At 41.2% G+C, this 22,528-nt stretch carries 24 protein-coding genes; 8 read left to right on the forward strand and 16 right to left on the reverse strand.

All coding sequences use genetic code 11. The annotated features are described in order from the left end of the window. Window positions 1–49: 49 nt before the first annotated feature. The 16 genes from PGY05_RS09210 to PGY05_RS09285 form a co-directional block, all read right to left on the reverse strand. Entirely contained in the window at window positions 50–571 is a 522-nt protein-coding gene (locus tag PGY05_RS09210) for a signal peptidase I (RefSeq protein WP_270475730.1), read from the reverse strand. A gap of 30 nt (window positions 572–601) precedes the next feature. Next, window positions 602–1,618, reverse strand: coding sequence for a hypothetical protein (locus PGY05_RS09215; protein ID WP_270475731.1), 1,017 nt, complete (start codon window positions 1,616–1,618; stop codon window positions 602–604). A gap of 4 nt (window positions 1,619–1,622) precedes the next feature. Then, window positions 1,623–2,378 carry a sortase B protein-sorting domain-containing protein gene (locus PGY05_RS09220; RefSeq protein WP_270475732.1) on the reverse strand — a complete coding sequence of 252 codons (756 nt, stop codon included), beginning with the start codon at window positions 2,376–2,378 and terminating at the stop codon, window positions 1,623–1,625. A 13-nt stretch (window positions 2,379–2,391) separates the two neighbouring features. Next, window positions 2,392–3,132 (reverse strand): hypothetical protein, encoded by a 741-nt coding sequence (locus tag PGY05_RS09225; protein WP_270475733.1) that lies wholly within the window; start codon window positions 3,130–3,132, stop codon window positions 2,392–2,394. A gap of 12 nt (window positions 3,133–3,144) precedes the next feature. Then, window positions 3,145–3,666: a hypothetical protein gene (locus tag PGY05_RS09230; RefSeq protein WP_227120890.1), complete on the reverse strand. Its 522-nt coding sequence runs from the start codon at window positions 3,664–3,666 to the stop codon at window positions 3,145–3,147. 15 nt (window positions 3,667–3,681) lie between these two features. Continuing rightward, complete coding sequence (locus tag PGY05_RS09235) at window positions 3,682–4,680, reverse strand: DUF5979 domain-containing protein (protein ID WP_270475734.1); 999 nt, start codon at window positions 4,678–4,680, stop codon at window positions 3,682–3,684. 28 nt (window positions 4,681–4,708) lie between these two features. Further along, window positions 4,709–5,575, reverse strand: a complete 867-nt coding sequence (locus PGY05_RS09240; protein ID WP_118199507.1) for a class C sortase — start codon at window positions 5,573–5,575, stop codon at window positions 4,709–4,711. Between the two features lie 33 nt (window positions 5,576–5,608). Beyond that, complete coding sequence (locus PGY05_RS09245) at window positions 5,609–6,478, reverse strand: class C sortase (RefSeq protein WP_270475735.1); 870 nt, start codon at window positions 6,476–6,478, stop codon at window positions 5,609–5,611. A gap of 88 nt (window positions 6,479–6,566) precedes the next feature. After that, window positions 6,567–8,030, reverse strand: coding sequence for a SpaH/EbpB family LPXTG-anchored major pilin (locus PGY05_RS09250; protein WP_270475736.1), 1,464 nt, complete (start codon window positions 8,028–8,030; stop codon window positions 6,567–6,569). Between the two features lie 110 nt (window positions 8,031–8,140). Further along, window positions 8,141–12,403, reverse strand: a complete 4,263-nt coding sequence (locus PGY05_RS09255; RefSeq protein WP_270475737.1) for a DUF7604 domain-containing protein — start codon at window positions 12,401–12,403, stop codon at window positions 8,141–8,143. A 12-nt stretch (window positions 12,404–12,415) separates the two neighbouring features. After that, complete coding sequence (locus PGY05_RS09260; protein WP_044998872.1) at window positions 12,416–12,604, reverse strand: hypothetical protein; 189 nt, start codon at window positions 12,602–12,604, stop codon at window positions 12,416–12,418. Window positions 12,605–13,230: 626 nt separating this feature from the next. Then, window positions 13,231–13,434 (reverse strand): hypothetical protein, encoded by a 204-nt coding sequence (locus tag PGY05_RS09265; RefSeq protein ID WP_270475738.1) that lies wholly within the window; start codon window positions 13,432–13,434, stop codon window positions 13,231–13,233. A 34-nt stretch (window positions 13,435–13,468) separates the two neighbouring features. Then, window positions 13,469–13,696, reverse strand: a complete 228-nt coding sequence (locus tag PGY05_RS09270; protein WP_195479752.1) for a hypothetical protein — start codon at window positions 13,694–13,696, stop codon at window positions 13,469–13,471. Between the two features lie 34 nt (window positions 13,697–13,730). After that, window positions 13,731–14,372 (reverse strand): hypothetical protein, encoded by a 642-nt coding sequence (locus PGY05_RS09275; protein WP_270475739.1) that lies wholly within the window; start codon window positions 14,370–14,372, stop codon window positions 13,731–13,733. A gap of 396 nt (window positions 14,373–14,768) precedes the next feature. Then, window positions 14,769–15,200, reverse strand: a complete 432-nt coding sequence (locus PGY05_RS09280) for a hypothetical protein (RefSeq protein ID WP_270475740.1) — start codon at window positions 15,198–15,200, stop codon at window positions 14,769–14,771. 47 nt (window positions 15,201–15,247) lie between these two features. Next, window positions 15,248–16,492 (reverse strand): BTAD domain-containing putative transcriptional regulator, encoded by a 1,245-nt coding sequence (locus tag PGY05_RS09285; RefSeq protein ID WP_270475741.1) that lies wholly within the window; start codon window positions 16,490–16,492, stop codon window positions 15,248–15,250. Window positions 16,493–16,681: 189 nt separating this feature from the next. On the opposite strand from PGY05_RS09285, the gene PGY05_RS09290 reads away from it, so the two are divergent. The 8 genes from PGY05_RS09290 to PGY05_RS09325 all read left to right on the forward strand — a co-directional run bounded on the left by PGY05_RS09290 (window position 16,682) and on the right by PGY05_RS09325 (window position 22,516). After that, entirely contained in the window at window positions 16,682–17,653 is a 972-nt protein-coding gene (locus PGY05_RS09290) for a transglutaminase-like domain-containing protein (RefSeq protein WP_270475742.1), read from the forward strand. Between the two features lie 58 nt (window positions 17,654–17,711). Then, entirely contained in the window at window positions 17,712–18,764 is a 1,053-nt protein-coding gene (locus PGY05_RS09295; RefSeq protein WP_270475743.1) for a type II secretion system F family protein, read from the forward strand. A 99-nt stretch (window positions 18,765–18,863) separates the two neighbouring features. Continuing rightward, on the forward strand, window positions 18,864–19,523 hold the full coding sequence (locus PGY05_RS09300) for an IS607 family transposase (protein WP_270223483.1): 660 nt from the start codon (window positions 18,864–18,866) through the stop codon (window positions 19,521–19,523). After that, window positions 19,471–20,634, forward strand: a complete 1,164-nt coding sequence (locus tag PGY05_RS09305) for an RNA-guided endonuclease InsQ/TnpB family protein (protein WP_055297353.1) — start codon at window positions 19,471–19,473, stop codon at window positions 20,632–20,634. Before PGY05_RS09300 ends, PGY05_RS09305 begins: the two co-directional genes overlap by 53 nt. Before the next feature lie 176 nt (window positions 20,635–20,810). After that, a complete protein-coding gene (locus tag PGY05_RS09310) occupies window positions 20,811–21,149 on the forward strand; it encodes a hypothetical protein (protein ID WP_055248727.1) in 339 nt (112 codons plus the stop codon). Window positions 21,150–21,161: 12 nt separating this feature from the next. Next, window positions 21,162–21,650 (forward strand): DUF4860 domain-containing protein, encoded by a 489-nt coding sequence (locus PGY05_RS09315; protein WP_195370609.1) that lies wholly within the window; start codon window positions 21,162–21,164, stop codon window positions 21,648–21,650. A gap of 10 nt (window positions 21,651–21,660) precedes the next feature. Next, window positions 21,661–22,059, forward strand: a complete 399-nt coding sequence (locus tag PGY05_RS09320; protein WP_195370607.1) for a hypothetical protein — start codon at window positions 21,661–21,663, stop codon at window positions 22,057–22,059. Window positions 22,060–22,063: 4 nt separating this feature from the next. Beyond that, a complete protein-coding gene (locus tag PGY05_RS09325) occupies window positions 22,064–22,516 on the forward strand; it encodes a hypothetical protein (protein ID WP_008371201.1) in 453 nt (150 codons plus the stop codon). Window positions 22,517–22,528: the final 12 nt, after the last annotated feature.

Consider the following 22,528-nt stretch of genomic DNA (forward strand, 5'->3'; position numbering starts at 1 on the left):
TTAGCAAATGTTTCACACTTTAGCAAGCTAAAATGAAAAACGTTCTCTCTTATTCGTCTTCGCGTCTGTCAAGCATGGCAGCAACGATTTCAAGAATCACAGCAAGACCGATGATGGATGCAGCGGCAATCTTTCCGGCAGTGCCGGTTGCAGCCTGTGCGATACCGCCGACAACCGGAACAGAAAGCTTTACTTTTCCGATGTAGTTGTTGTAAGGGATCGGATTCATATCTTTTTCCTCATTGGCATCCCCTTTGGTGATAAACTGTCCCATCGCCGGGCTGTTGGATACTACACGGTGGGTGATGATCGAGCCGTCTGCATTGTTGCTGTAAAAAGCAATGACATCATCTTTGACGATCGTGTCTGGTTCTTCATATCGGACATAGACCAGGCTTCCCGTCGGGATCGCCGGTTCCATGCTCCCACTGATCACGGTGTACATCTGAAAACCAAAAGCTTTCGGAAGCGTCAGCGGAATACAGGCAAGAATCAGTACTGTCAGTAAAACAGTGCCCAGTGCACTGCAAAATGCAGCCACCGGGCTTTTCTTTTTCTTCGTTCTCTTCAAAAAAGACTTCTCCTTTAGTGCCGCGCTTTTTTATTTTGCACGTTTTTTCAAGAATACGATCAGTCCTACGAGAGCTGCTACCGCAACAACGATAATGCCGATCCCTGCTGCAATCGGAGTTTTGCTCGTTTTGTCTTTCGCATCGATATTTCCTTTTGGAGTGTCTTCATCATCCAGATCTACCAGAGACTTTGGTGTCTGTTCATCCTCAGATGTTGCAGTATCTTTATCTTTAGCTGTCGTATCCTGAGAATTGTTATCTGTCGTTGTACCATCGGTTGTACCGGTTGTGGTTCCGTCTGTTGTGCCACCGGTAGTTCCGGTTGTAGTGCCACTGGTAGTTCCGGTTGTAGTTCCACCGGTAGTTCCGGCAGTTCCACCGGTTGTGCCGCCTGTCGTGCCACCTGCTGTACCGACATTACCGGTACCTGTGCCAGGAGTTGCTGTACCAGGAACAGTCGTTGTGATGGTGGTTGTTGTTGTAACAACACGGTCTGTAGCACCCGGTTTGTAGGTAAACGTAAATACATTCTCAGATTCATTATTACTCAAAGTCTTGGTAAGTGCAAGAGCATCTGGAATATAATTTTCAATATACTGATAAGCGACGATTGGTTTGTCACCGACATTTCCGTAGAAGGTCTGGCTTTCTGCAAGCGCCTTACCGGAAGCATCCTGATAGTTTACGGTGTAGGCAACCATGTCCTTTTTGATTCCATAGGCTACTACATAGTCGGCATCGCCGGTTACATTGTCTAATACAGGAGAAGCAAGAGCTTCTTCATTGTCACGTCCGCTGAGACGGATTCCTTTGATATAGTATTTGTCATCGGTTACCTGAACGTCCTTCAGATTAAAAGTAACAGTAGAACCGGCGACAACAGAATCCCGCTCCATCTTAGCCTGGCCGTTTATCGTTCCTTTATTACCTGCCGATAAAGTTACCTTATAGGTATACCCGTTAGCAGCCATAACGCTCATCGTGGATGCACCGATCGTCATTGATACAGTCAGAAGAGAAACCAGTAATTTTTTCCATCTTTTCATCTGCTTACTCTCCTTTCCGTCTGCGTTTCTTTGTGTTCTTGTTATATGTGTAGATTCCGTATGCCAGAAGGATCAGTCCACTGATCAGTGTAAGTACACTAAAGAGAAGGACTCTTGCGGTATCACCGGTCTTTACGGTATTGGTTGTCTTGACGATTTTCGTCTTGGTAATGGTATTGCTTACTTTTACCTTTTCCACTGCAAAGTTCATACGAAGCTTTGCGAGCGTGTTCTGATAACCATTGCCCTGTGTCTCACCTTCGATACCGATGGTAAGGTGTACGGTTCCGGTACCATTGGAAGCAAGACGGCCGAGGTAGAAATATTTCTCGGTAGAGTTTCCAAGCTCCTTCAGACCTTCACCGGTCTTAGAAGAACCTTCACCTCCGACGGTATCACTGTTATAGAGTACCTTTTCGGTATTGTCACTTCCAACATAAGTCAGCTTGTATTCGTAAGCACCACCTTCAGCGGATTCCTGTGCTTCCTCCAGTGTCTGGATGATCTCATTGGTCATGTACCAATCGGTCTCGCCTTTATCGGAGTTCTTCAGCTGAACCTTCAATTCGATGCTGTCACCCGGCTGGATATTTGCCAGCTCGTCAGTAACATCGGAGCTTTTAAAATTACTGTCCATCTTGCCGCCGGTGAAATTAACCTGCCATCTGTCGGCTCCCTGAGAATCCTTTGCAAATGCAGTTGTGTGTACCCCTGCTGCCATTATCACTGTCATGGCGAGGCACAAAATTTTCTTTTTCATACTCTGTACCTCCCTACTGTAAGCTCATTGTTGTTTCGTCGTCTGATACATTTACGTCCACGCCCCAGGCACTCTTGATCGCGTCCTTTGCGTTGTGTGTCTGAACTGCATCCACCTCTGCGTCAATGTGGAAGGTGTAACCATTGTACTTGTAAGTATAAGTGATGGTTTTGTCCTTTACTGTTTTCTCTACCTCTGTTGCAATCTTCGGATCAATGCGGAGTGTGTCAGATAATGCTGGTGTGGTATCTCCGGCTTTTACTGCCTTTGTGTAATAAAGAACGGTTCTTTCGTCGGTGGTCTGCTGATCTGCAACTACCCAGCCGTTAGCGGTAAGGAAATTCAGTTCGATCAGATCTGGTGAAAGAGTGGTGTTCTTATTGCCCTCTTTGTCCTGCCAGCTCTTGGTAAGGATCACACGCACGAAGGTGTCGATGTTACCGCTGTTCTGAACACTGAGCTCTTCTTTGTATTTCTTTCCGGGTGCGAATTTCTCCTTTTCTCCGAGAAGGCCTGTCAGGAGTTCCCCGTTTGTTACTTCTTGCTGGTTCTTAGATGTAAAATCCTGGCTGCTGACGACATCGCCATTCTCTAAAAGAGATACGCCGATATTCTGCATCTCGATCTGTGCGGAATAATTCTCACTGTAGTAGGTGAGTGCGGCACGTGTACTGCCGACAGTACTGCCAATCAACAGGAGCGCTGATGCTGTCAGAAGCAGGGCCGATTTTTTTGGAAATGATTTCTTTTTCATATTCGTTCCCTCCTATTCTGTGGTTTTACTGTCTTCTGTTGTCTCAGTTGTGATTACATGATTCCAGTCTGCATATGGGTTTCCATTTTCATCGTAAAGAACCGGTGTGCATTCCTGGATAACTACGATATTGAATTCTTCCGGTTTATCCTTCCCTTCCGGGAATTTGTAAGAGATATTGAGTTCCGTTGAGGTTAACTCTTTTGCCGGAAGAACTTCTTTATAGTGCCAATAACCATCATTTTTGGCTTCCCATTTATCCGGATCAGCAGTATAGGTAAGTTCCATTGGGGCAAATGCTGTTACTCTTACGAAGCAATCATAATCACCGTTATTTTTAATGGTGACATGTTTTACTTTTTCGCCTACTTTTTCCACTGGGACAGTTTCGGTAAATCCCATATTCATCTTCACACCGCCACCGGCTGTCGTATAAGTTGTAAAGTATGCCATTGCACTTCCAACTGCCAGGGTTCCGGTAAGAGCAAGTGTTGCCGCTGCCATGATAAGTGGTTTCTTATGTAACTTTCTCATTCCGACTCCCCCTTCCTAGTTCTTTGCTGGTTCGGTGTACTGATACTGATCATATTCGTCCAGTTTGAAATTATTTTTTACACCGTAGCCGCCATTCATATTGTTATTGATATCATTTGTAAATGAAACGGATGCAGGAGTGTTAGTTGTACCTCTATCAGTTGCTACAATCGTTGTCGTTTGATCATTTGCTGAGGTAAGTTTGTAGCTTGCACCGCTGTACACTTCTGTAACTTTTACCGCAGCTCCTGCAGGGATCTTTGTAATTGTTACGGAAGATTCACCTGCGGCTTTAAAGTCAAGGGACTCGATGCGGGTTTCTGTTTTATCGCTCTTACGTGGTGTAATATCAATCTGGAATACGAAGGTTGTTTTCTTACCGGTTGTTGCATTATGATTTGCAAGTGTTTTATAGATCTTCAGATCACCATATCTTGCATGTTCTTCCGGTTTCAGACCAATTGCGTTGGTATCTGTCAGATCGTAGATCCAGGTATCGTTACCATTGCTGTAATAATTGTTGGTCGGAAGTGATACCAGGTAAGGGGTAAAGGTATAGGTATAATTCGTGGTAACTACTTCCGGTGTATCTACAAGGTAAAGTCCTGTAGCAAGATCAGCCAGACTTCCGGTTCCAGCTGCTAAAGTAACTGTAGTGGTTGGTTTTACGGAATCTTTCAGCAGCTTCTGTGCCTCTTTGGCACGTGCAGCCCATTTGCTTGCTGCATCGTTATTATCAGCCCTTACCGAAGATACATCCAGTTCGGTGAAAGCTCCGGTTGCGGTATAGTTACCGGATACGTCTACATCTGCCACCTTATAAAGATTCACTGGAATGTTAGTGCCATCAGCTGTCAGTTCGTTGCCTTCCCCGCTTACACTGAATGCAACCGAACACTTCTGGTCCGTATCGATCGCATTCGCAGCTCTGGCACCAGGCAGAGTGAGAAGCGGAAATGCAAGAGCGAGAGCTAACAAAAACGTTGTTCCTTGTTTTAATCGTTTATTCATCATCGCCTCATGTCCTCCTTAAAAATCTTGGTTATTCTTTGTGAGCTTTTCTCTTGGAAAGGAATCGCAAGAGAATGATCACAAGAATCGTGATTGAAAGTCCTAAAATTAAATAAAGCATATAATAATTCTGAATGGCTTTTACCATAGAATCTGTAACTGATTCGGTAGCATCCTCTTCGCCGTTATATGGAACTCTGGTTCCTCTTACGAGAAGACGATGGGAGTTGACTCCATATGGTGTACAGGTAAATAAAGTTACCTGGTCTTTTCCTTCTTCAATCTGGAGTGCTTTCTCCAGTGTTTCATGATCGTCTTTGTCTACCATCGGAAGAATCTGGTCTACCTTGTAGGCAAGGACTTCGTCCAGTACATGGATGTAAAATTTATCGCCAACTTCGAGCTGATCGATATCGGTAAAAAGCTTTGCGCTTGGAAGTCCACGGTGTGCTGCGAGAACACTGTGGGTACTCTCCCCTCCGATCGGAAGCTTTGTGCCGTTCAGATGTCCGACACCGGTCTGCAGATCCTTGTCACCGGTACCATGGTAAATGGCAAGCTTGATGTTGATCTTCGGAATGGAAAGGTATCCCATTACTCCGTCATCTGCAACGTTCAGGATCTTCCAGTATTCGGTGTCTTTGATGTCATTTTCATCTTCACCAAATACATCTCCGTAGAGGTTGTTCTGCTGAATGGTATCATTGAAAGCTTTTGCTTTCTCCCACTCGGATGTGAAGTCCTCTGATTCCATGTCCTGTATTGTATTGTCATAGCTGCTGATCAGCTGATTCTGTCTGTAGGTGTTCCACTGGTTGGATACCGTCGGGTAGATCAGAATCCCAAATCCTATCAAGAATAACAGACCGAAAAGGAAGGTTGAGATTTTTCTTTTCATAGGCATATTCCCTTTCTCGTTCTTATTCTCTTTTTAAGAGGTCTCATTTTTCTTCTTTTGAAGCTTCTTCTCCTTTAAGTATAACACAAGGATGAAGATTGTGGTAATTACAAGACCAATAATTACCCATAAAAGATAATTTGTATGAAGACTAATTCCGCTGAGAGGTGTCTTCTCATCGGCAACTTTCTGTTCCACATAAGGTACTCTGTGACCACGGACCAGAAGCCGCTCGGTATTGACTCCGTATGGAGTACAGGTAAGAAGTGTTACAAGATCTTTTCCTTCTTCTACTGCAAGAGAGGAAGTTTCTTCCGGTTTTACTACGGAAATCTTGTCGACTTCATAACATAATGTTTCGTTTAATACATGGATCAGAAAATGATCGCCTTCTTCCAGCTGATCCAGATCGGTAAAAAGAGACGCACTCGGAAGTCCACGGTGTGCGGAGATAACGGCGTGTGTACTTTTACCGCCGATTGGAAGAGAGCTTCCTTCCAGATGTCCGGCTGCCTGTTTGAGAACATCTTCCTCGGTGGTGTGGTAGATCGGAAGTTTGATGTCAATCTTCGGGATTTCCACGATTCCCATCATCTCATCACCGGCAATATTCAGAGCATCCATGTAGGACTGGTCTTCTTTGTCACTGGCTGAGGCTACTGCAAATGAGTCAGGAAGGATACTTGGAAGTAAGGCTTCGTTGTAAGCTTCTGCTTTCTGCAGTTCTGCGTCATAATCAATCTCATGTGCTGCATCCTTTTCGGATACAGTCTGTTCATAACTGCTGATCAGTTGCTTCTGCCTGTAGTTATTCCACTGGTTTGCAACGAATGGATACAGCAGTAAGGACAACCCGGCTAAAAATATGATGCCAATAATAAGTTTGTTTGCTTTGCGTTTCATCCGAACTCTCCTTGCTGTTGTATTATTTTTTAGGAATCCGGGGCGACCTGCCCCGGATTCAATATCTGATTATAAATAATTATTGCAATTATTTGTTGTCTGATTTCTTGCGGCTTGCGAAGAACAGACCAGCTGCTGCGATCATGATAACGCATCCAGCGATTGTGAAGATTGTAGTACCGATACCACCTGTATGTGGAAGGGAATGTAATTTTGTATCTGAAACATTTGCTGTAGCTACTGGATTATCTCCGTTTTCAATTGTTACATTATCAACAGGTACTACTGAATATCCTGCAGGAGCTTTTGTTTCGACGATTTTGTATTCGCCATTATCAAGACCTTTAGCTACTACTACACCATCTTTAGCAACAATATTTGTTACTTTAGTAATGTTAGTATCAGCAATTTCTTCAGCAGTTGCTTTTTGGTAAATAGAAACGCCACCTTTTTCTTCAACCTTTACGAACTTGATTGCAGTTGTACTGTTTTTAGGAGTAATACTGAATTCTGCACCTGCTAAAAGCTTATTACTTGTAGCTCCTTCAACATAGTTTTCATCATATTTGTTGATTGTGATAGAACCTAATTTACCATTTACGTTTGGTGTATTGCTTCCTTTATCACTGGATGCTGTGTTTGAAAATCTATCTGCATCTGTAATCTGTGCTGTTACTTCTACTGTTACAGTCTGACCAGCATGAGTGTTTGTTCCTTTAATTCCAATAAAGTTTTCTGTAAATCTTACACGCACTTTATCTGTAGTTGGGAGTGTTGATGCACTACCATCAGCACCAGTCTCGGTTACAACATTTACTAATGTATAATCAGTGCCTTTACTTAATTCGCTTCCATTAACTTTTACTTTTACGTCAGTCACTTTCATACCTGTAGGTTCGTCAGTAATCTGGAATGTTCTATCTTCTGTATCTTTATCATAACTTGGGAATACAGCTGTAATAGTAAATGAAATTTCCTGTCCACGTTCTACTACCTTGTATGTTGTTTCTCCATTTGCATCTGTGAAAGTTTTTGTAAGTGTATATGTAGAACCTTTAGCATCGATTGTTTTATCTGCTGGTTTCATTAATCCATCAGTGCCGTACTCGTAAACAGCTTCGCCCATTGGATTGTATGTTGTTTTACTAGACTGTGCATAAACATAATATGCGCCAATATCAAGGTTATCAAATGTTACGCTTGTAGTATCAACATTCTCCTTTGTCTTTATTGGTGTAAGAGAGTCACGGTTTTTTGCAATCTCAGCCCAATCAATAGTTATCGGGTTTTTCTTAAGATCAGTTACTTCCTTATTTGTTATACCTTCTTCAAGTTTCCACTCACTTTTAGCAGCATCCCATCCTACAACTTTATAAATACTTAATGTTGTTTTTTCATTCGGTACTAATCCCTGCACGGTAATAGATCCTTTTGTTGCTGGTGTAGCAGGTGCTTCTTGATCTGATTCGCCAGCTGCAAACGATGTCATACTCATTCCGAGTACCATAGCCAGTGTTAATAACACTGCAAAGATTTTTCTCATCTTCTTCATATTGTTGTCTCCTTTTCTTTTAAGGGCTTTGCCCATTTTTTATTGTCCCCTCATATGGGATAATAACGTTTTTGTGTGGCAAGAAGCCACTGAAAAATTAATCCTTACAATTATTTTTTCAGCACCTCCTTGCATTTGTTTTTATATAAGATCCATGCGGCTGCGAACATAAGTAAGATACCGCCAATCATATACAAGTAAATTCCGGTGCCTCCGGTGTGAGGCAGTTCATAAAGCAAATCATTTGCCACTGTAATGACGTATGTATTATTTGTTGTTTCAACTTTTACATTTGTATTATCTGAAACGGTAATACCTTTATCATTTACTGTTACAGTGATAGGATTTGCCAGCTTGGTATAACCTGATGGTGCTTTCGCCTCAGTCAGTGTATAAGTACCATAAGCAATATCACCTTCCAAGACCAGACCATTTTCATCTGAAATGTAAGTTCCATTTGTATTTGTGCCAATCTTTACTACATTTTCATTACTGTCTACCAGAGTAAATTCTGCACCTTCCAGATAAATATCCGGTGTACCTTCTGCATGTCTTGTTTTCAGAATTTTAATTTTCTGAGCACTCTTGGTATTTGTAATAGTATACTGATTACCGGATCCACTATAAGTTACTGTGTATGTCGTTCCACTGATAGTTGTTGTTCCATCTGCGTTAATCATACTATACTTATGACCATTATAATTAATTGTCCCGTTTGTGTCATCCAGCTTCAGCTCACGAACACCGCCATAATTGTCTGCCTCTTCTACAGTGAATGAACCCATGTGATTATTTCTAGGTAACAATTCAAGAGTGCGTCCGGAAACTGGATTTCCAGTTTTATCAACTAACTGTACTAAAACGGTATTCTTTGGATCACTGATTCCCACCCAATTTTTTTTGACCGCAATCTGTTCAACTTGAACAACTGGTTTTCTATAATTTTCTGTAACATTGCTGTCTTTCCACTTATAGGAAATCGTTGCTTCGCTGTTTGAATAGAAACCTGCCTTTTCTGATGATGTTCCAGTTTCAACTGCAGAATAACCATCTGAAGATGCATCTGTGTATTTATCACCTTTATTAGGATAAGCTCTCTTTTGATATTCATCAAATGCAGTCTGGTTTGGCACAACATTTGTAATGGACAGATAATAATAGTAATCTTTTTTGAAAGTATAATCATTTTCAAATTTTAGTGTTGCAGTTTTACTATCTTTATCATAACTTACCGTTGCAATTTTAGTAGTACCTTCGTAAACATCACTGGCAGCTAAAGAACCATCTGTTAATGTAAATTCACGTCCCTTGCCTGACACATTTGTGTAACCATTTGCGGTTTTCCGTGCGATATTTACTTTGATTTTTGTATTAGCTGTTGTATCAACATACTGGCTTAATGTATCAGTAATTGTAACATTTGAGCATGCCAACGTTAAGATGTCACCTGCAATACTTGTAAATTCTCCTGTAAGATCGGAAGGATCTGAATAATTAATCGCTCTTTTGGTACTTGCTGTAACTGCTCCAGATAGTCTCTCTAAAATACTTAATCCACTGATTTGTTCAGAAATATCGTATCCATTAGAATAAGTTCCACCATCTGGACAAGTTCCTTGATGCCAGTTCCATGGATATTTATTATCACGATAATCATGATCCCATTCTTTAATATTATCATGTGTATAAACATTAACAGAGCTTGGAAGTCCAATTCCAACTGCATAAAACCTCTCGCAGCTAATCTTACCAGCAGATGTTACTGCTGCCTCAAGCGTTTTTTTGCTTGTCTGATCTCCATATCCAGATTTGTTTGTTCCATAGTAAGTCGGTTTTCCATCTGTCAGGAAAATGACAATTTTCTTTGCATTTTCTCTATTACTGCTATTTATTGCGGTGGCAGCTTGGGATAATCCCTGGTCATAATTTGTTCCGCCATCTGCGGACAAATTTTTTACTGCTTTCTTCAGGCTAGTTCCATTAACCCAATCATCTGTTTTTGTTTTAGCTGATGAACTAAAGGTGACTAATTTGTAGTTTGTATCTACTGTTTCCTTTTTTGCATCAAAAACATCTACTAAGGCGTTAATTGCCTTCTTTGTATTTGTTAAATTACTTCCTTCCATACTACCAGAAGTATCAACCACTAATACAATATCAACAAAAGCTTTCTTTACATCGGAACCAATTGTTCCGGAAGCATTCAGTGTAATATCATATGTACCACCGGTATTACGTTTGATGTACTTTTCATGAAACATCTTGCTTTCAACAGTTTCACCAGAACCGCCATTCTGAGAATAGTTATTTTTAAATTCTACACTCCTGGAATTTCCAACTGCAATGTTCATATTTGTAGAAGTAATTCCGCTTCCGGCTACCGTACTGTCTACGAATATAGATGTATTTCTAGTATATCCCGATACATCTAATGTACCTGTTTCTTCGATATTGATGTCACCACATTTATCCTGTGGAATATTTACAATCGTACTTCCTCTGTAAACACCATTTTCATATGTCCAGGTCATATCATTATATGATAAGGTGCTTACATTTCCTACTTTAAATGAAAGATTCTTAGCCAATGTCTCTGCATCTGCAGCACTCAAACCGGTAATGGTTTTGGTTACAGTAACATTTGCTGTACCTGCTACAGGTGTCAATCTGTCTCGTGTAAATCTTACATTATCAATAAAGTTTCCGACTGTAGCATTATTGGATGCTGTACTACCTGCAACGAAGAAGAAACGTGTAGAATACTGATTACTTGCTACAGTATAAGTTCCCTGATGAGTTGTCCAAGAAAGATCTCCGTCTCTATAGGTAGCAACCATTGCTCCCGGATACTTTTCCTTATTATTGACAACGTCTAACACCTGATCCTGAGTCGTAATACTTTTAGCCAGGTCACTGGACATTGCAACAACATACATTGTATCATATTCTACCTCAGAGTTATCATTTCCGTTCGATCCTCGTGCTCTATGTGCCACCTGATAATTTAAAACTTCTCCAGGTGTCGTAAGGACATCCTGATATAATGCTCCGGCGGCTGCACAGTTAAGTTCTGCAAACTGATTTCCATCTGCTGCTGTTTCAGCTCCATGCCAATTATATCTCTGATCTCTTTCATCCTGACGTTTTAATGATATTCCTGATGTCGTTGTAACAATTTCGATATCCGCGCCTTCCGAATCAGACCATTTGGTACCTGGAGCTGTACCTGTTGTCTGCCAAACACCGTCTAATCTTTTATAATTTTCATTTGAGAACTGCCAGTTATTTGTATTCTGATGATAATCCGTAACAATTGGTGTCTCAAAACTTCCATTCTGTACTTCATAGTATCCGGTCACATTATATACAGAACTTGTTGCAAGTGCTGTTACTCCGTCCCTTGGCAAGCCGTACTCATTTAAATCATTTTTAGCATACGCTTTTACTTTATAGGTTACTAAGTTATTCCCATTATATTTGAGCGCTCCACCATTCAATGCAATGTAGAGATCTTTTCCATCAGTGCTAATATCTTTTCCGAGGTTTGTACCTGTCGTACTGGAATACTGTGTTGGAATCTGCTGTTCCTCAGCTGCACCATTTATGCTTCGATACCAAACATATCCAACATCTGCCGTTGTATCACTGTAATTAGCTGTCAGCTTTCCATAGTTTTCTGTAATACTTACTGTTCTTTGTGTATCAGCAACCTGAACATTATTGTTTTCCTGTGGGGTAGATTCATTTTTTTCTGCTTTTGGATTTTCTGGTTCAGTAACATCTTCTGTAGTTTTGTTAGTTGCCTTTTCAATTACATCAAAACATCCAACTACGATTGACTCTGTTTTCATCTCTACATCTTCTTCAAACTGAAGTGTATTTTCATTCAGTTCATATAATGTAGTTGTATTATTAGAAGAATCATATACAAATCCCATTGCATGGGTTGTATCTAATGCTGTGTTTTCAAAACGGAAATGAATCGGTTTTTCAGGAATCTGTGCATTTGCTTCAGGACTGACAGAAAATGATACATCTCCCATTATCGTCTGATGAATCGTATATTCAGTGATTCCACGAGCTTCCAGTTCATTCTGAATATTTTCGATTACGGTCGACTCTTCTGTTTCCGATTGTAGATTCATTTGTAGAGTTGCATTTTCTTCCGTTGACTGGAATGCTTCTCCCGGTATGGTAGCAAATAAAGTACCCTGTGAGACACCATCTTTCATGATTTCACTGGATAACTCCACTGTATCTGTTGGAACACGATGAACGGTTCCTTCATCAGCAAATGCTGATATCGCACTGCTAAGCACAAGTACCATGCAAAGCATGAATGCTATTAATCGTTTCTTTGTATTACTTTTCATGGCGTCCTCCTTCTATTCCTCAATTCTGACTTCATAATTGTTATCAAGTGCTCCGTCTATCAGCTTCAATAATTCAAGGGCACTGCGGAAATGCTGCTCTCGCTGCTCTTCCACCCAAGTAACGCTGCCCTGCCAGGTACCGTTCTGCTGATCCATGATTTTTATTAAAAAAGTTCTTGTATTTTTTTGCTTTTTATTCATGTCAGTTTTCATCTGCCCTTCCTAATTATTTAGACTTTTTTATCTTATATAGGTATTGTATCTGACAAAGCATTACGTGAATCATTACCAATAACAAAAAATATTAACTTTTTTAAGCTATAACAAGAAATAGTAATGTTTTTGTAATAATATAATGATTTGATACCAGGGGCAAAAGGTCAGAAAGCCGATGCAAGCTTGCTTGCAAGAGGATTTTTGACCTCTTGACCCGCCAAAAACATGAGTAAGTAGCCATTTTTCAAAGAAAAATGAGCGGATTACGAATGCTTTTGAGGATTGCGAGAGTGCAAAGCACGTAGTAATCTGGTATCAAAGGGGTCAAAATACCTTTTACCCCAACATCATGATTTGTAGGAGTGCGTAATATTTGTGTCTGACTCTACTATATGTATTGGGATATTAGAATAGAAGTAAAAGTGGGGAATAATGTGATGGAAGTGCAAAAAGTATAGATTGCGGGGGGCGCATAGAAAAGGAGCAATCTGGTTATAGCGGTGAGGGAGAGGGATTTTCCGGACAAAAAGATCCCGTGACTGATATTGGGGAGATGCACTGCATCTTAGACGGTGATCAGTCACGGGATGGGGGTAAGGGTTATTTAGTTTTTATTCAATGCCTAATTCTTTTAATAGTTTCTTTTGGTATTCGATGTCTTCTGCGGCACGTTCCAGATCGTTGTAGCGTTTGGTATTTAGAAGACATATGGTTAATTGGTTTAATTCTGCTCTGATTTCTTCTCTGCCTTCTTCTCTTGCGTCTTCTTTCAAAGTCTTTTCATACAAGTCTTTATCGTATGTCGTTAAGATCATATTTGTTACCTCCGTTTGGCATAACGTAGATAATTTACTTAGTATCATTCGATTCAATACCAAATTCTTTTAATAGTTTCTTTTGATATTCGATATCTTCGGTAGCACGTTCGAGGTCGCTGTAGCGTTTGGCTTTCAGAAGACATTTGTTTAGTAGTTTGAATTCATTTAATTCTGCTCTGATTTCAGCGCGACCTTCTTCTCTGGCATCTTCCTTCAAGGTTTTCTCATATAAGTCTTTATCATATGTCGTTAAGATCATATTTGTTACCTCCGTTTGGCATAACGTAGATAATTTACTTAGTATCATTCGATTCAATGCCAAATTCTTTTAATAGTTTCTTTTGATATTCGATATCTTCGGTAGCACGTTCGAGGTCATTGTAGCGCTTGGATTTTAAGAGATATTTGTTTAGCTGATTTAGATATTCCATACCTTCTTCTCTGCCTTCCACTCTGCCTTCTTCTCTGCCTCTAGCGCGTCCTTCCATAAGCCCTTCTTCTCTACCTTCCTCTCTGGCATCTTCCTTCAAGGTTTTCTCATATAAGTCTTTATCATATGTCGTCAGAATCATATTCGTCACCTCCGCTCGATGTTTCTTGAGAAAATCTGCCAACACATCCTGGTGAATACAGGTATCAATTGCTTTTTCTAATGCATCTTCTACAGAAGGTTCCGACTGTATATAGTCCCTGACACATTGGACGAATATGGAATATTCTTCAAGCCTTCTGCAGTGCTTCATCAGTTCCTGATTGTGACCATAGTTGATGTTCAACATGGTTGCGGTGCATTCCAGGCAAGGTGATTCGTTATCTGTATTTTCAAAGCAGTCTGAAAGCCTTAACTCCATGGAATCTGGCTGATTTTTTGTACCATTGTAAAAGACAATATATTTCGGTTTTGGAAGCCGGACTCTTTTTTCATGGTAGATCATCAGATTATTATCTGCAACATACTAAAGATCATTCTCCATAACCGGTCCTTATACTGCCGGTTGTGGGTTTGTTTGCTATGGCGAGATTTCTTCTTTTGTTTTCTCATTGCTTACCTCCATTATAATAGAAAACAGTTCATAAGTAAATTCGCCATATCTCATGTTTCATGTAGATATATAATTTTTTCTACAATCAAAGAATTCATATATCATATATGATTCGATTTTCTACATACGCCTATTCAAATGGTACTGGAGTTTTTTGTGAAAAGCAATTAAGAAAGAATAAAATTATAAGATAATTAAAAGGCACCGTCCGATCACATTCCGTGATCAGACAATGCCTGTATAATTCTTATTCATTCATGTAATGATATCTCTCACAATGCCATTCCTTTAAACGAATGCATTGCTGAGAATTTTAAGCAGTTCAAGTACGCTTACAAACTGTTGTGTAGAGTTACCTTCAATCCAGCGGACGATGCCCTGCCAGGATGAATTCTGGCGGTATCTGACATTGAGAAAGAAAGTCCCTTTTTGTCCACGATTCTCGATGAAATCTTCCGGTGACCGTACTTTATCAAGCCGGTCAACACCTGAAAACTGGGTTGAAGTGAAAGAACGTGCGCTGGTGGATGCCTGTGGAAATTCGAGTCTGTCGAAGAAATCATCAGCTAATTCGATCAGCTGAAGGATATTGGTGAATTTCCAGGGTTCTTTGCTGTAGCAGTGATAAATCCGACCGGACAGCTCTCCATCATTAATATTATCAATACACATGTTAATAAAGTTTGGTGCATACCAACTGATTTGATAGCTCTGTTCCATAAATTATCTCCATTTCTGCCCTGCTGCGAAGATAACATGATTGCAGCTTACCAGGTTTTATTCTCAGTATTGAACTGAATCGGTGAATCTTGCCGGTCTACTTCGGCTACAGAGGACACGAAGTAGTCCAGGTACTGCTTCCAGCTTTTATGCTCTCTGGAGAAGTATCTCTGGATTCTGTCGAAAATCATGCTGCAGTTCTCTTTGTTCGTACCAACGAGAAGTATCAGAAACTGTGATGGGCTGTATTTGGTAAAGGAGTCTCCTTTACGCAGACACTGCTGGATCGTATTCTGAAGCTCACCTGAAAGAACTTCAAGCTTGTCCGGCTTGTCCATCGGCATCCCTTTTCCGTTGGTGATGCTACATAACATTAAGTATACGGACTGTCCGTTCCTCTCAATGATTCGGGAAACGAGACGGTAACTGTCACGGAAACTTGGCAGGCTGCAGTAAAAAGCACCGCCGCGTATATCGTCCTCTTTCAGACGTTCCTTGATGTCGCCGAGTTCCTGTGGTTTGTAGTTAAGGCGGCTGCTCATCTGCTCGAACTGCTGCATCATATGTTCAGAAGGGCGGATTCCAAGCTCTTCGAAAAATAATTTGGCAGTGTTCTCATATTCCTGCACAGCATCCTTATAGCGGTTCAATGCCATATAGCAGTCGATGCGGACGGATTGCCACTCATCGAACGGATATAACTGGCATGCCGGCTCACAGAAACGAAGTGTCTCTTCATAATCTCCGCGTTCGATCAGAAGCTTACAGAGCTCCTGAAGGGATTCGGAATAAATATTCTTATATTGGACGCTTTCAACAAGAACCCATTCATCTCCCGAAAGTTCCGGAAGAAATTCCCCACGGTACATCAGACAGATCTTCTTAAGAAGTGCCAGCTTTTTTACCTTATCGGTACACGTCTGCACGTCTTTTGACAGAACCTTAAACTGATGTGCATCAACTTCGGTCGGCATCGGAGCATCCCATCGATAAATACCTTTTTTGATGTTGATATAATCATGACTCGGAAGTCCGGCATCTACGATGATCTTTTTAAGACGGTGTGCGGTTACCCGAAGGTTGTTGGCAGCATCGGCAAGTTCTTCTCTTCCGTACAGTTCATCAAGAAGCTTATCTCTGGAAATACCGGTATCGCCATGGTAGAGTAATATCTGCAACAATTTCATTGCTTTTGTCGTTGTGTTGCGTCCGAATGATACGGGAATCTCTCCGTAGCTTGCTGAGAATCCTCCGAATAAACGAACCTTTAAGACAGGTAAATGATCACTCATAAATTAACCCCCAATTTTACTATTGTGATGGTTTATAACTGATTTCTATTGTAATGGTCTTTGATTTCTTTGTCAAATAAATTAAAGCATATTAGACCAAATAACTTCTTTTAATGTTTTGATTATGCTATAATTTTTCTAGTTGAGTTTTTGAGACTGTTTCACTGTGGAAAAGAAAGGAGGAATTCTGTGCGGCAGAACGGTTTATATGAACAAAAAAGACGTTGGCAGAGGATTTTTCTTTTCTTTTTTCTGCTATTTCTGACAGGTGTACTGATACCTGGCGGATGTGCATCGGGGGGAAAAAAAAGCCAGTCCGGGAAAAAGGGGGATCCGAGAGATTCGTCGGCGCAGGTGCTTCAGACGGAGGCTTCCGGTGAAGTGACATATGGAAATGACCTGGTTGTACTGGATGCATCCCATACGGCAGATGGCTATGTGATGATCTGTTATAATGGAAGTAATGAAAAAGTCAAGCTCCAGGTGACATCCCCGGATGGCACAGAGTATACCTATCCGGTTACGGTTGTTGGTGATTATGCGGTTTATCCGCTTCCGGGCGGGAATGGTTCTTATAAGGTAACACTTCTGGAGAGTGTGTCTGTAGAGGACAATCTGTATGCGGTAAGCTTTACCCAGGATCTGGACGTACAGATCACAGATGAATTTGCCCCGTTTCTGCATCCGAATTATTATGTGAATTTCATGGCAGATTCCAAGTGTGTAAAAAAGGGTGAGAGTCTTGCAGGAAAGGACTGCTATTCTGATCTGGATGTGATAACGCAGATTTATAATTTTGTAATTAAAAATATTTCCTATGATAAAAAGAAAGCGGAGAATGTTCCGTATGGGTACACACCGGATCCGGATGAGACACTGGATACCGGGAAAGGAATCTGTTTTGATTATGCGGCGTTGATGTCGGCAATGCTCCGGTCGCAGCGGATTCCGACGAAGCTGGAGGTTGGCTATTCCGGTGATGTGTATCATGCATGGATCAGCTGTTATGTTGATGAGATCGGCTGGGTGGATAACATCATTGAATTTGACGGAAAGAACTGGTCGATCATGGATCCGACACTTGCTGCAAACAACAGTGCTTCGGATGTGAAGAAGTATGTGGGAAATGGAAAGAATTATGTCACAAAGTATACCTATTAGATAAAAGGAAGCCGGATAAGAAGAATGTGGCAGGAATGTGAAAAGGAGGATGGCATATATGGAAAAGCGGACACAGCAGGGGAAGCTTACGAATCTGGAAATTGCTTCGTTCTGCAGTGAAATGGCAATGATCCTGAAGTCTGGGATTTCTTCCCTGGAGGGAGTTGATCTTCTCCGGGAGGATGCGCAGACGAAGGCAGAAAAAGAGCTGTTGGATGAGATTTATCAGTCAGTGATGGATATGGGCAGGCTGGATCAGGCGCTGGAAGAGACGAAAGTATTTCCGGAGTATCTGATCCGTATGACGCAGATCGGAGAAGAGACAGGAACTTTAGATGAAGTAATGGAATCTCTGGCGGAGCATTATGACCGAGAGGAAGCGATCAGGAGAAGTGTCCGGAGTGCCATCTCCTACCCTCTTCTGATGATCGGGATGATGCTGGTGATCATTATCATTTTGATGACAAAGGTTATGCCGGTATTTGATCAGGTGTTCCGCCAGTTTGGTCAGGAAATGACCGGATTTTCAAGAGGGATCCTGCTTGCAGGCAATGCTCTTTCCAGATATTCGGTGGTGTTTGCGGTACTTTTGGCGGTGATCGTCTGTGCGGGTATTTATTTTACAAAGACAGAGAGCGGCAGAAAGAAACTGTATCACATCGGATCCGGGTTTGCATTTTCAAGGGAGCTGAAGGATAAGCTGTCGGCATGCCGGTTTGCCGGAGGAATGTCACTGGCACTGAAAAGCGGACTGACGCCGGAACAGGGAATGGAATTTTCAGAGAACCTGATCGAGGATGATGATTTCCGGAAGAAAGTAGCAGAATGCAAAGCGGATATGGAAAATGGAACGGATATCGCAGAGGCACTGGTGAAAGCCGGAATCTTCACAGGTGTTTATGCGCGGATGACATCTATTGCCGGGAAAGCCGGAATGATGGATGAGATGATGGGAAGGATTGCCGATGAGTGTGAGGAGGAAGTGGATGAAAAGCTTTCTTCTATGATCGCAGTTCTGGAACCGACGCTGGTGATCATCCTGTCGGTGATCGTCGGAACGATCCTTCTGTCGGTTATGCTTCCGCTTCTTGGAATTATGTCAGGACTTTAGGAGGTCATTAACAGTTAAAGATAAATTATAAAATCATATAAGTAGATATTGAGTTTTATAAGATATTAGACTAGAATATTATTGAAAGGAGTTGATACTTTGAGTAAATATTATTCTATACACGAATTTTCAAAAATTATAGGCGTATCTGCTCAGACATTACGAAATTGGGATGCAAATGGAAAACTTCATCCGCATCATACTACAGTAAGTGGCTATAGATATTATTCTGATGAGCAACTCAACCAGGTAATAAATGTAAAGCCTAAAAATCGCATTACAATTGGATATTGTCGCGTTTCCAGCCATAAACAAAAAGATGATTTGGAACGACAGATTGATAATGTTAAGACATATCTTTTGGCAAAAGGACAGCCGTTTGAGATAATAAGCGATATCGGTTCTGGGATTAATTATAAGAAAAAAGGACTTCAGGAATTGATTAGACGAATCTCTCAAAATCAAGTTGAAAAGGTTGTTGTTTTATATAAAGACAGGCTATTGCGATTTGGTTTTGAGTTGATAGAATATATCGCTTCACTTTATAATTGTGAGATTGAGATTATTGATAATACTGAAAAATCTGAACAGCAGGAACTTGTTGAAGATCTGGTTCAAATAATCACAGTATTCAGCTGCAAATTACAAGGAAAACGAGCGAACATAGCTAAGAAACTTATCCGGGAATTGATACAGGAGGAAACAGATGGTAAAAGCCATAAAAGTAATGCTGATACCAAACAACGTACAGAAAACTAAGATGTTTCAGTACGCAGGTGCTTCAAGATTTGCTTATAACTGGGCTTTGGCCAGGGAAAAAGAAAATTATGAAAAAGGTGGCAAATTCATTTCAGATTCAGAACTCAGAAAAGAATTTACAAAGCTCAGACATTCTGATGAATACGCATGGTTGCTGAATATTTCAAATAATGTAACCAAACAGGCAATCAAAGATGCCTGTACTGCGTATAAGAACTTTTTCAAGGGTTTGCAAAAATTCCCAAGATTCAAGTCTAAAAAGAGATCAATGCCGAAGTTCTATCAGGACAATGTTAAGATACAATTCAGTAATACCCACGTTAAGTTTGAAGGCTTTTCTTCCAGCAGGAAAGCAAATAAGCAGAAAATGAATTGGGTAAGACTTGCAGAACATGGACGTATTCCAACAGATGTTAAATATATGAATCCGAGAATATCCTTTGACGGATTGAACTGGTGGATCAGTGTATGTGTGGAATTTCCTGATTGCAAGGAAACACTTAATGATGATGGAGTTGGCATAGACTTAGGAATCAAAGATTTGGCTGTCTGCTCTGATGCTGTTAAATATAAGAACATTAATAAGAGTCAGAAAGTAAAGAAACTAGAAAAACAGAAACGCAGATTACAGCGTAGTATCTCTCGTTCTTACGAGAAGAATAAGAAAGGGGAAAGTTACTGCAAAACCAATAATGTAATCAAAAAGGAAAAACTTTTATTAAAACGAAATCACAGATTAACAAACATCCGTAAAAACTATTTGAATCAGACCATATCTGAGATCGTAAATCGAAAACCAAGATTTATCTGTATTGAAGATCTGAATGTCAGCGGAATGATGAAAAATAGACATTTATCCAAAGCAGTTCAGGAACAAGGATTTTTTTGGTTTAGAAAACAGCTTGAATACAAATGCAGTGATAAAGGGATCCAGCTTATTGTGGCTGATCGGTTTTATCCATCATCAAAGCTTTGCAGCTGTTGTGGAAATATCAAAAAAGATTTGAAGTTATCTGACAGGGAATATAGATGTGAGTGTGGGAATATAATTGACAGAGATTTCCAGGCATCAATAAATCTTAAAGGTTATGGAGAACGATTTGCAAGCTGACACTGAAACGTTAATGCAAATATGTACGGATACGTTAGTCCGGAATTTACGTCTATGGAGAGTACAAGAACTTGTGAGTAGATAGATATTTATATCATCAAAAGCATACTCGTTGAAGTAGGAATGAAACATAGAAGTTTGTAACTTTTTATAAGTTTTCAGTAACGGCGTATGCTATGTGGAGAAAAGAACGGGAACGGTTTTATCACGGAAAACGGCAGCGCCCACTTCGGAATTTCTGTCTGTCCCTTCTGCTGTTTGTATGTATCTGCAGTGCTTTTTTCAGTGGATTTGAAAGGCTTTCGGACACGACAAGACGCAGGCAGAAGGAAAGTCTGGAAAATGCACTCTGGCGTGGTGTGACGCAGTACTATGCGCTAGAAGGACACTATCCGGAGACGCTTGATGATCTGACGGAAAACTGTGGGATCCAGTATGACAAGAAGCAGTTTTTTATTGATTATCAGATTGCCGGTGCCAATATTCTTCCGGACATTACGGTGATCGAACGATAGGAGGAAATGGTCATGAAGCGTAGAAATGAAAAAAAGCATGTGATTGATTTTCTTTTTCCTCTTGCAGTCTTTTTCGTGCTGGCGGCATCATCGGTCGCCATTGTGGTTCTTGCATCGGGATTTTACAGCCAGCAGGTGAAGGCATCGTCGGATTCCTATTCGGGACGGACGGCACTTGCCTATGTGACGGAGAAAATGCACCAGAATGATGAAAATGGTGCGATAGCAGACGGAACTTTCGATGGGGAAAATGCTCTCGTGATCCGGCAGCGTTATGATGAGAAGGATTATGTGACATATCTGTATGCGTATGATGGATACTTAAGAGAGCTTTTTATCCGGGATGGAACGGAAGCAAAAGCATCCGATGGACGGAAGATCCTGGCAACAAAGGACTTCGAGGCTAAGGAAACTTCAGATGGGATTTTTCATCTGTATTGTGAAAATGAAGACGGGAAAAAGACAGATACATTTGTCAGTGTGAAGAGCGCTGCAAGATAGGAGAAGATTTATGGAACGGACACCGGCAAAGCGTTCCAGCCTGTTTTTGCTGGAACTGATGATTGCAATTTTATTTTTCTGCCTTGCTTCTGCGGTGTGTGTGCAGATTTTTGTGAAGGCGCACACGATCAGCCGCGAGACACAGGAACTGAATACGGCGCTTGAGAAGGTTTCCGGGTATACAGAGCTTTTTCTTGCGGATGCGCTGACGGAGGACACGGAGATCTTCTATGACGCAGACTGGCAGGAATGCAGTAAGGATGAGGCTTCGTATGAGATCGTGATCCGGGTGGAGCCGGATGGAAAGCTTTTGCATGGAACATTTACGGTGCAGCGCCTGTCCGGAGAACAGCCGGAAGAAATCTATTCGGTGGAAACAGACCGGATGACAGGCACGGAAAGGGAGTGACAGGATGAAGAGAAAGAAAAGGGGATCATACCCGGGGATTCAGATCGGAACGTCGTACCTGCTTGTGATCTTTGTAATCCTGTGTCTGGTGACATTTGCCACACTCTCACTGTCAAGTGCAAAAAGGGATCAGAGTTATAGTCAGCAGCTTGCCGGCCGGGAAACGGCGTATTGTGAGGCAAATGCAAAGGCGGCGCAGATCATGGCGCAGATCGATGATGCATTTGCAAAAGAGGATCCTGTATTTGCGATTCGGCAGATTGAGGGCGTGACAGCTGAAGAAGACGGAGCGAATCTGGATATTTCCTATGTGGTTCCGGTCACGGACAGTCAGAATCTGGAAGTCGAGATCCTGGCAGATCCGGTAAAGGGAACGCAGAAGGTTGTAAAATGGAAAGAGTCAGCATCTGAGAAATGGGAAGAAAAGTCAACACTTCCGGTCCTTGGAAGTGACTGACGCGAAAGGAGT

This window comes from Coprococcus sp. AF51-11b1 (genome assembly GCF_027682785.1).
Taxonomy (GTDB): Bacteria; Bacillota; Clostridia; order Lachnospirales; family Lachnospiraceae; genus Allocoprococcus; species Allocoprococcus comes.

Bases quoted from the DNA above. Each gene is read 5' to 3' on its own strand.
- PGY05_RS09265 (WP_270475738.1), bottom strand. From the start codon at position 13,434: ATGATCTTAACGACATACGATAAAGACTTGTATGAAAAGACTTTGAAA.
- PGY05_RS09215 (WP_270475731.1), bottom strand. From the start codon at position 1,618: ATGAAAAGATGGAAAAAATTACTGGTTTCTCTTCTGACTGTATCAATG.
- PGY05_RS09275 (WP_270475739.1), bottom strand. From the start codon at position 14,372: ATGATCTACCATGAAAAAAGAGTCCGGCTTCCAAAACCGAAATATATT.
- PGY05_RS09255 (WP_270475737.1), bottom strand. From the start codon at position 12,403: ATGAAAAGTAATACAAAGAAACGATTAATAGCATTCATGCTTTGCATG.
- PGY05_RS09230 (WP_227120890.1), bottom strand. From the start codon at position 3,666: ATGAGAAAGTTACATAAGAAACCACTTATCATGGCAGCGGCAACACTT.
- PGY05_RS09325 (WP_008371201.1), top strand. From the start codon at position 22,064: ATGAAGAGAAAGAAAAGGGGATCATACCCGGGGATTCAGATCGGAACG.
- PGY05_RS09310 (WP_055248727.1), top strand. From the start codon at position 20,811: ATGTGGAGAAAAGAACGGGAACGGTTTTATCACGGAAAACGGCAGCGC.
- PGY05_RS09315 (WP_195370609.1), top strand. From the start codon at position 21,162: ATGAAGCGTAGAAATGAAAAAAAGCATGTGATTGATTTTCTTTTTCCT.
- PGY05_RS09270 (WP_195479752.1), bottom strand. From the start codon at position 13,696: ATGATCTTAACGACATATGATAAAGACTTATATGAGAAAACCTTGAAG.
- PGY05_RS09220 (WP_270475732.1), bottom strand. From the start codon at position 2,378: ATGAAAAAGAAAATTTTGTGCCTCGCCATGACAGTGATAATGGCAGCA.
- PGY05_RS09320 (WP_195370607.1), top strand. From the start codon at position 21,661: ATGGAACGGACACCGGCAAAGCGTTCCAGCCTGTTTTTGCTGGAACTG.
- PGY05_RS09225 (WP_270475733.1), bottom strand. From the start codon at position 3,132: ATGAAAAAGAAATCATTTCCAAAAAAATCGGCCCTGCTTCTGACAGCA.
- PGY05_RS09280 (WP_270475740.1), bottom strand. From the start codon at position 15,200: ATGGAACAGAGCTATCAAATCAGTTGGTATGCACCAAACTTTATTAAC.
- PGY05_RS09235 (WP_270475734.1), bottom strand. From the start codon at position 4,680: ATGATGAATAAACGATTAAAACAAGGAACAACGTTTTTGTTAGCTCTC.
- PGY05_RS09250 (WP_270475736.1), bottom strand. From the start codon at position 8,030: ATGAAGAAGATGAGAAAAATCTTTGCAGTGTTATTAACACTGGCTATG.
- PGY05_RS09285 (WP_270475741.1), bottom strand. From the start codon at position 16,492: ATGAGTGATCATTTACCTGTCTTAAAGGTTCGTTTATTCGGAGGATTC.
- PGY05_RS09295 (WP_270475743.1), top strand. From the start codon at position 17,712: ATGGAAAAGCGGACACAGCAGGGGAAGCTTACGAATCTGGAAATTGCT.
- PGY05_RS09245 (WP_270475735.1), bottom strand. From the start codon at position 6,478: ATGAAACGCAAAGCAAACAAACTTATTATTGGCATCATATTTTTAGCC.
- PGY05_RS09240 (WP_118199507.1), bottom strand. From the start codon at position 5,575: ATGAAAAGAAAAATCTCAACCTTCCTTTTCGGTCTGTTATTCTTGATA.
- PGY05_RS09305 (WP_055297353.1), top strand. From the start codon at position 19,471: ATGGTAAAAGCCATAAAAGTAATGCTGATACCAAACAACGTACAGAAA.
- PGY05_RS09260 (WP_044998872.1), bottom strand. From the start codon at position 12,604: ATGAATAAAAAGCAAAAAAATACAAGAACTTTTTTAATAAAAATCATG.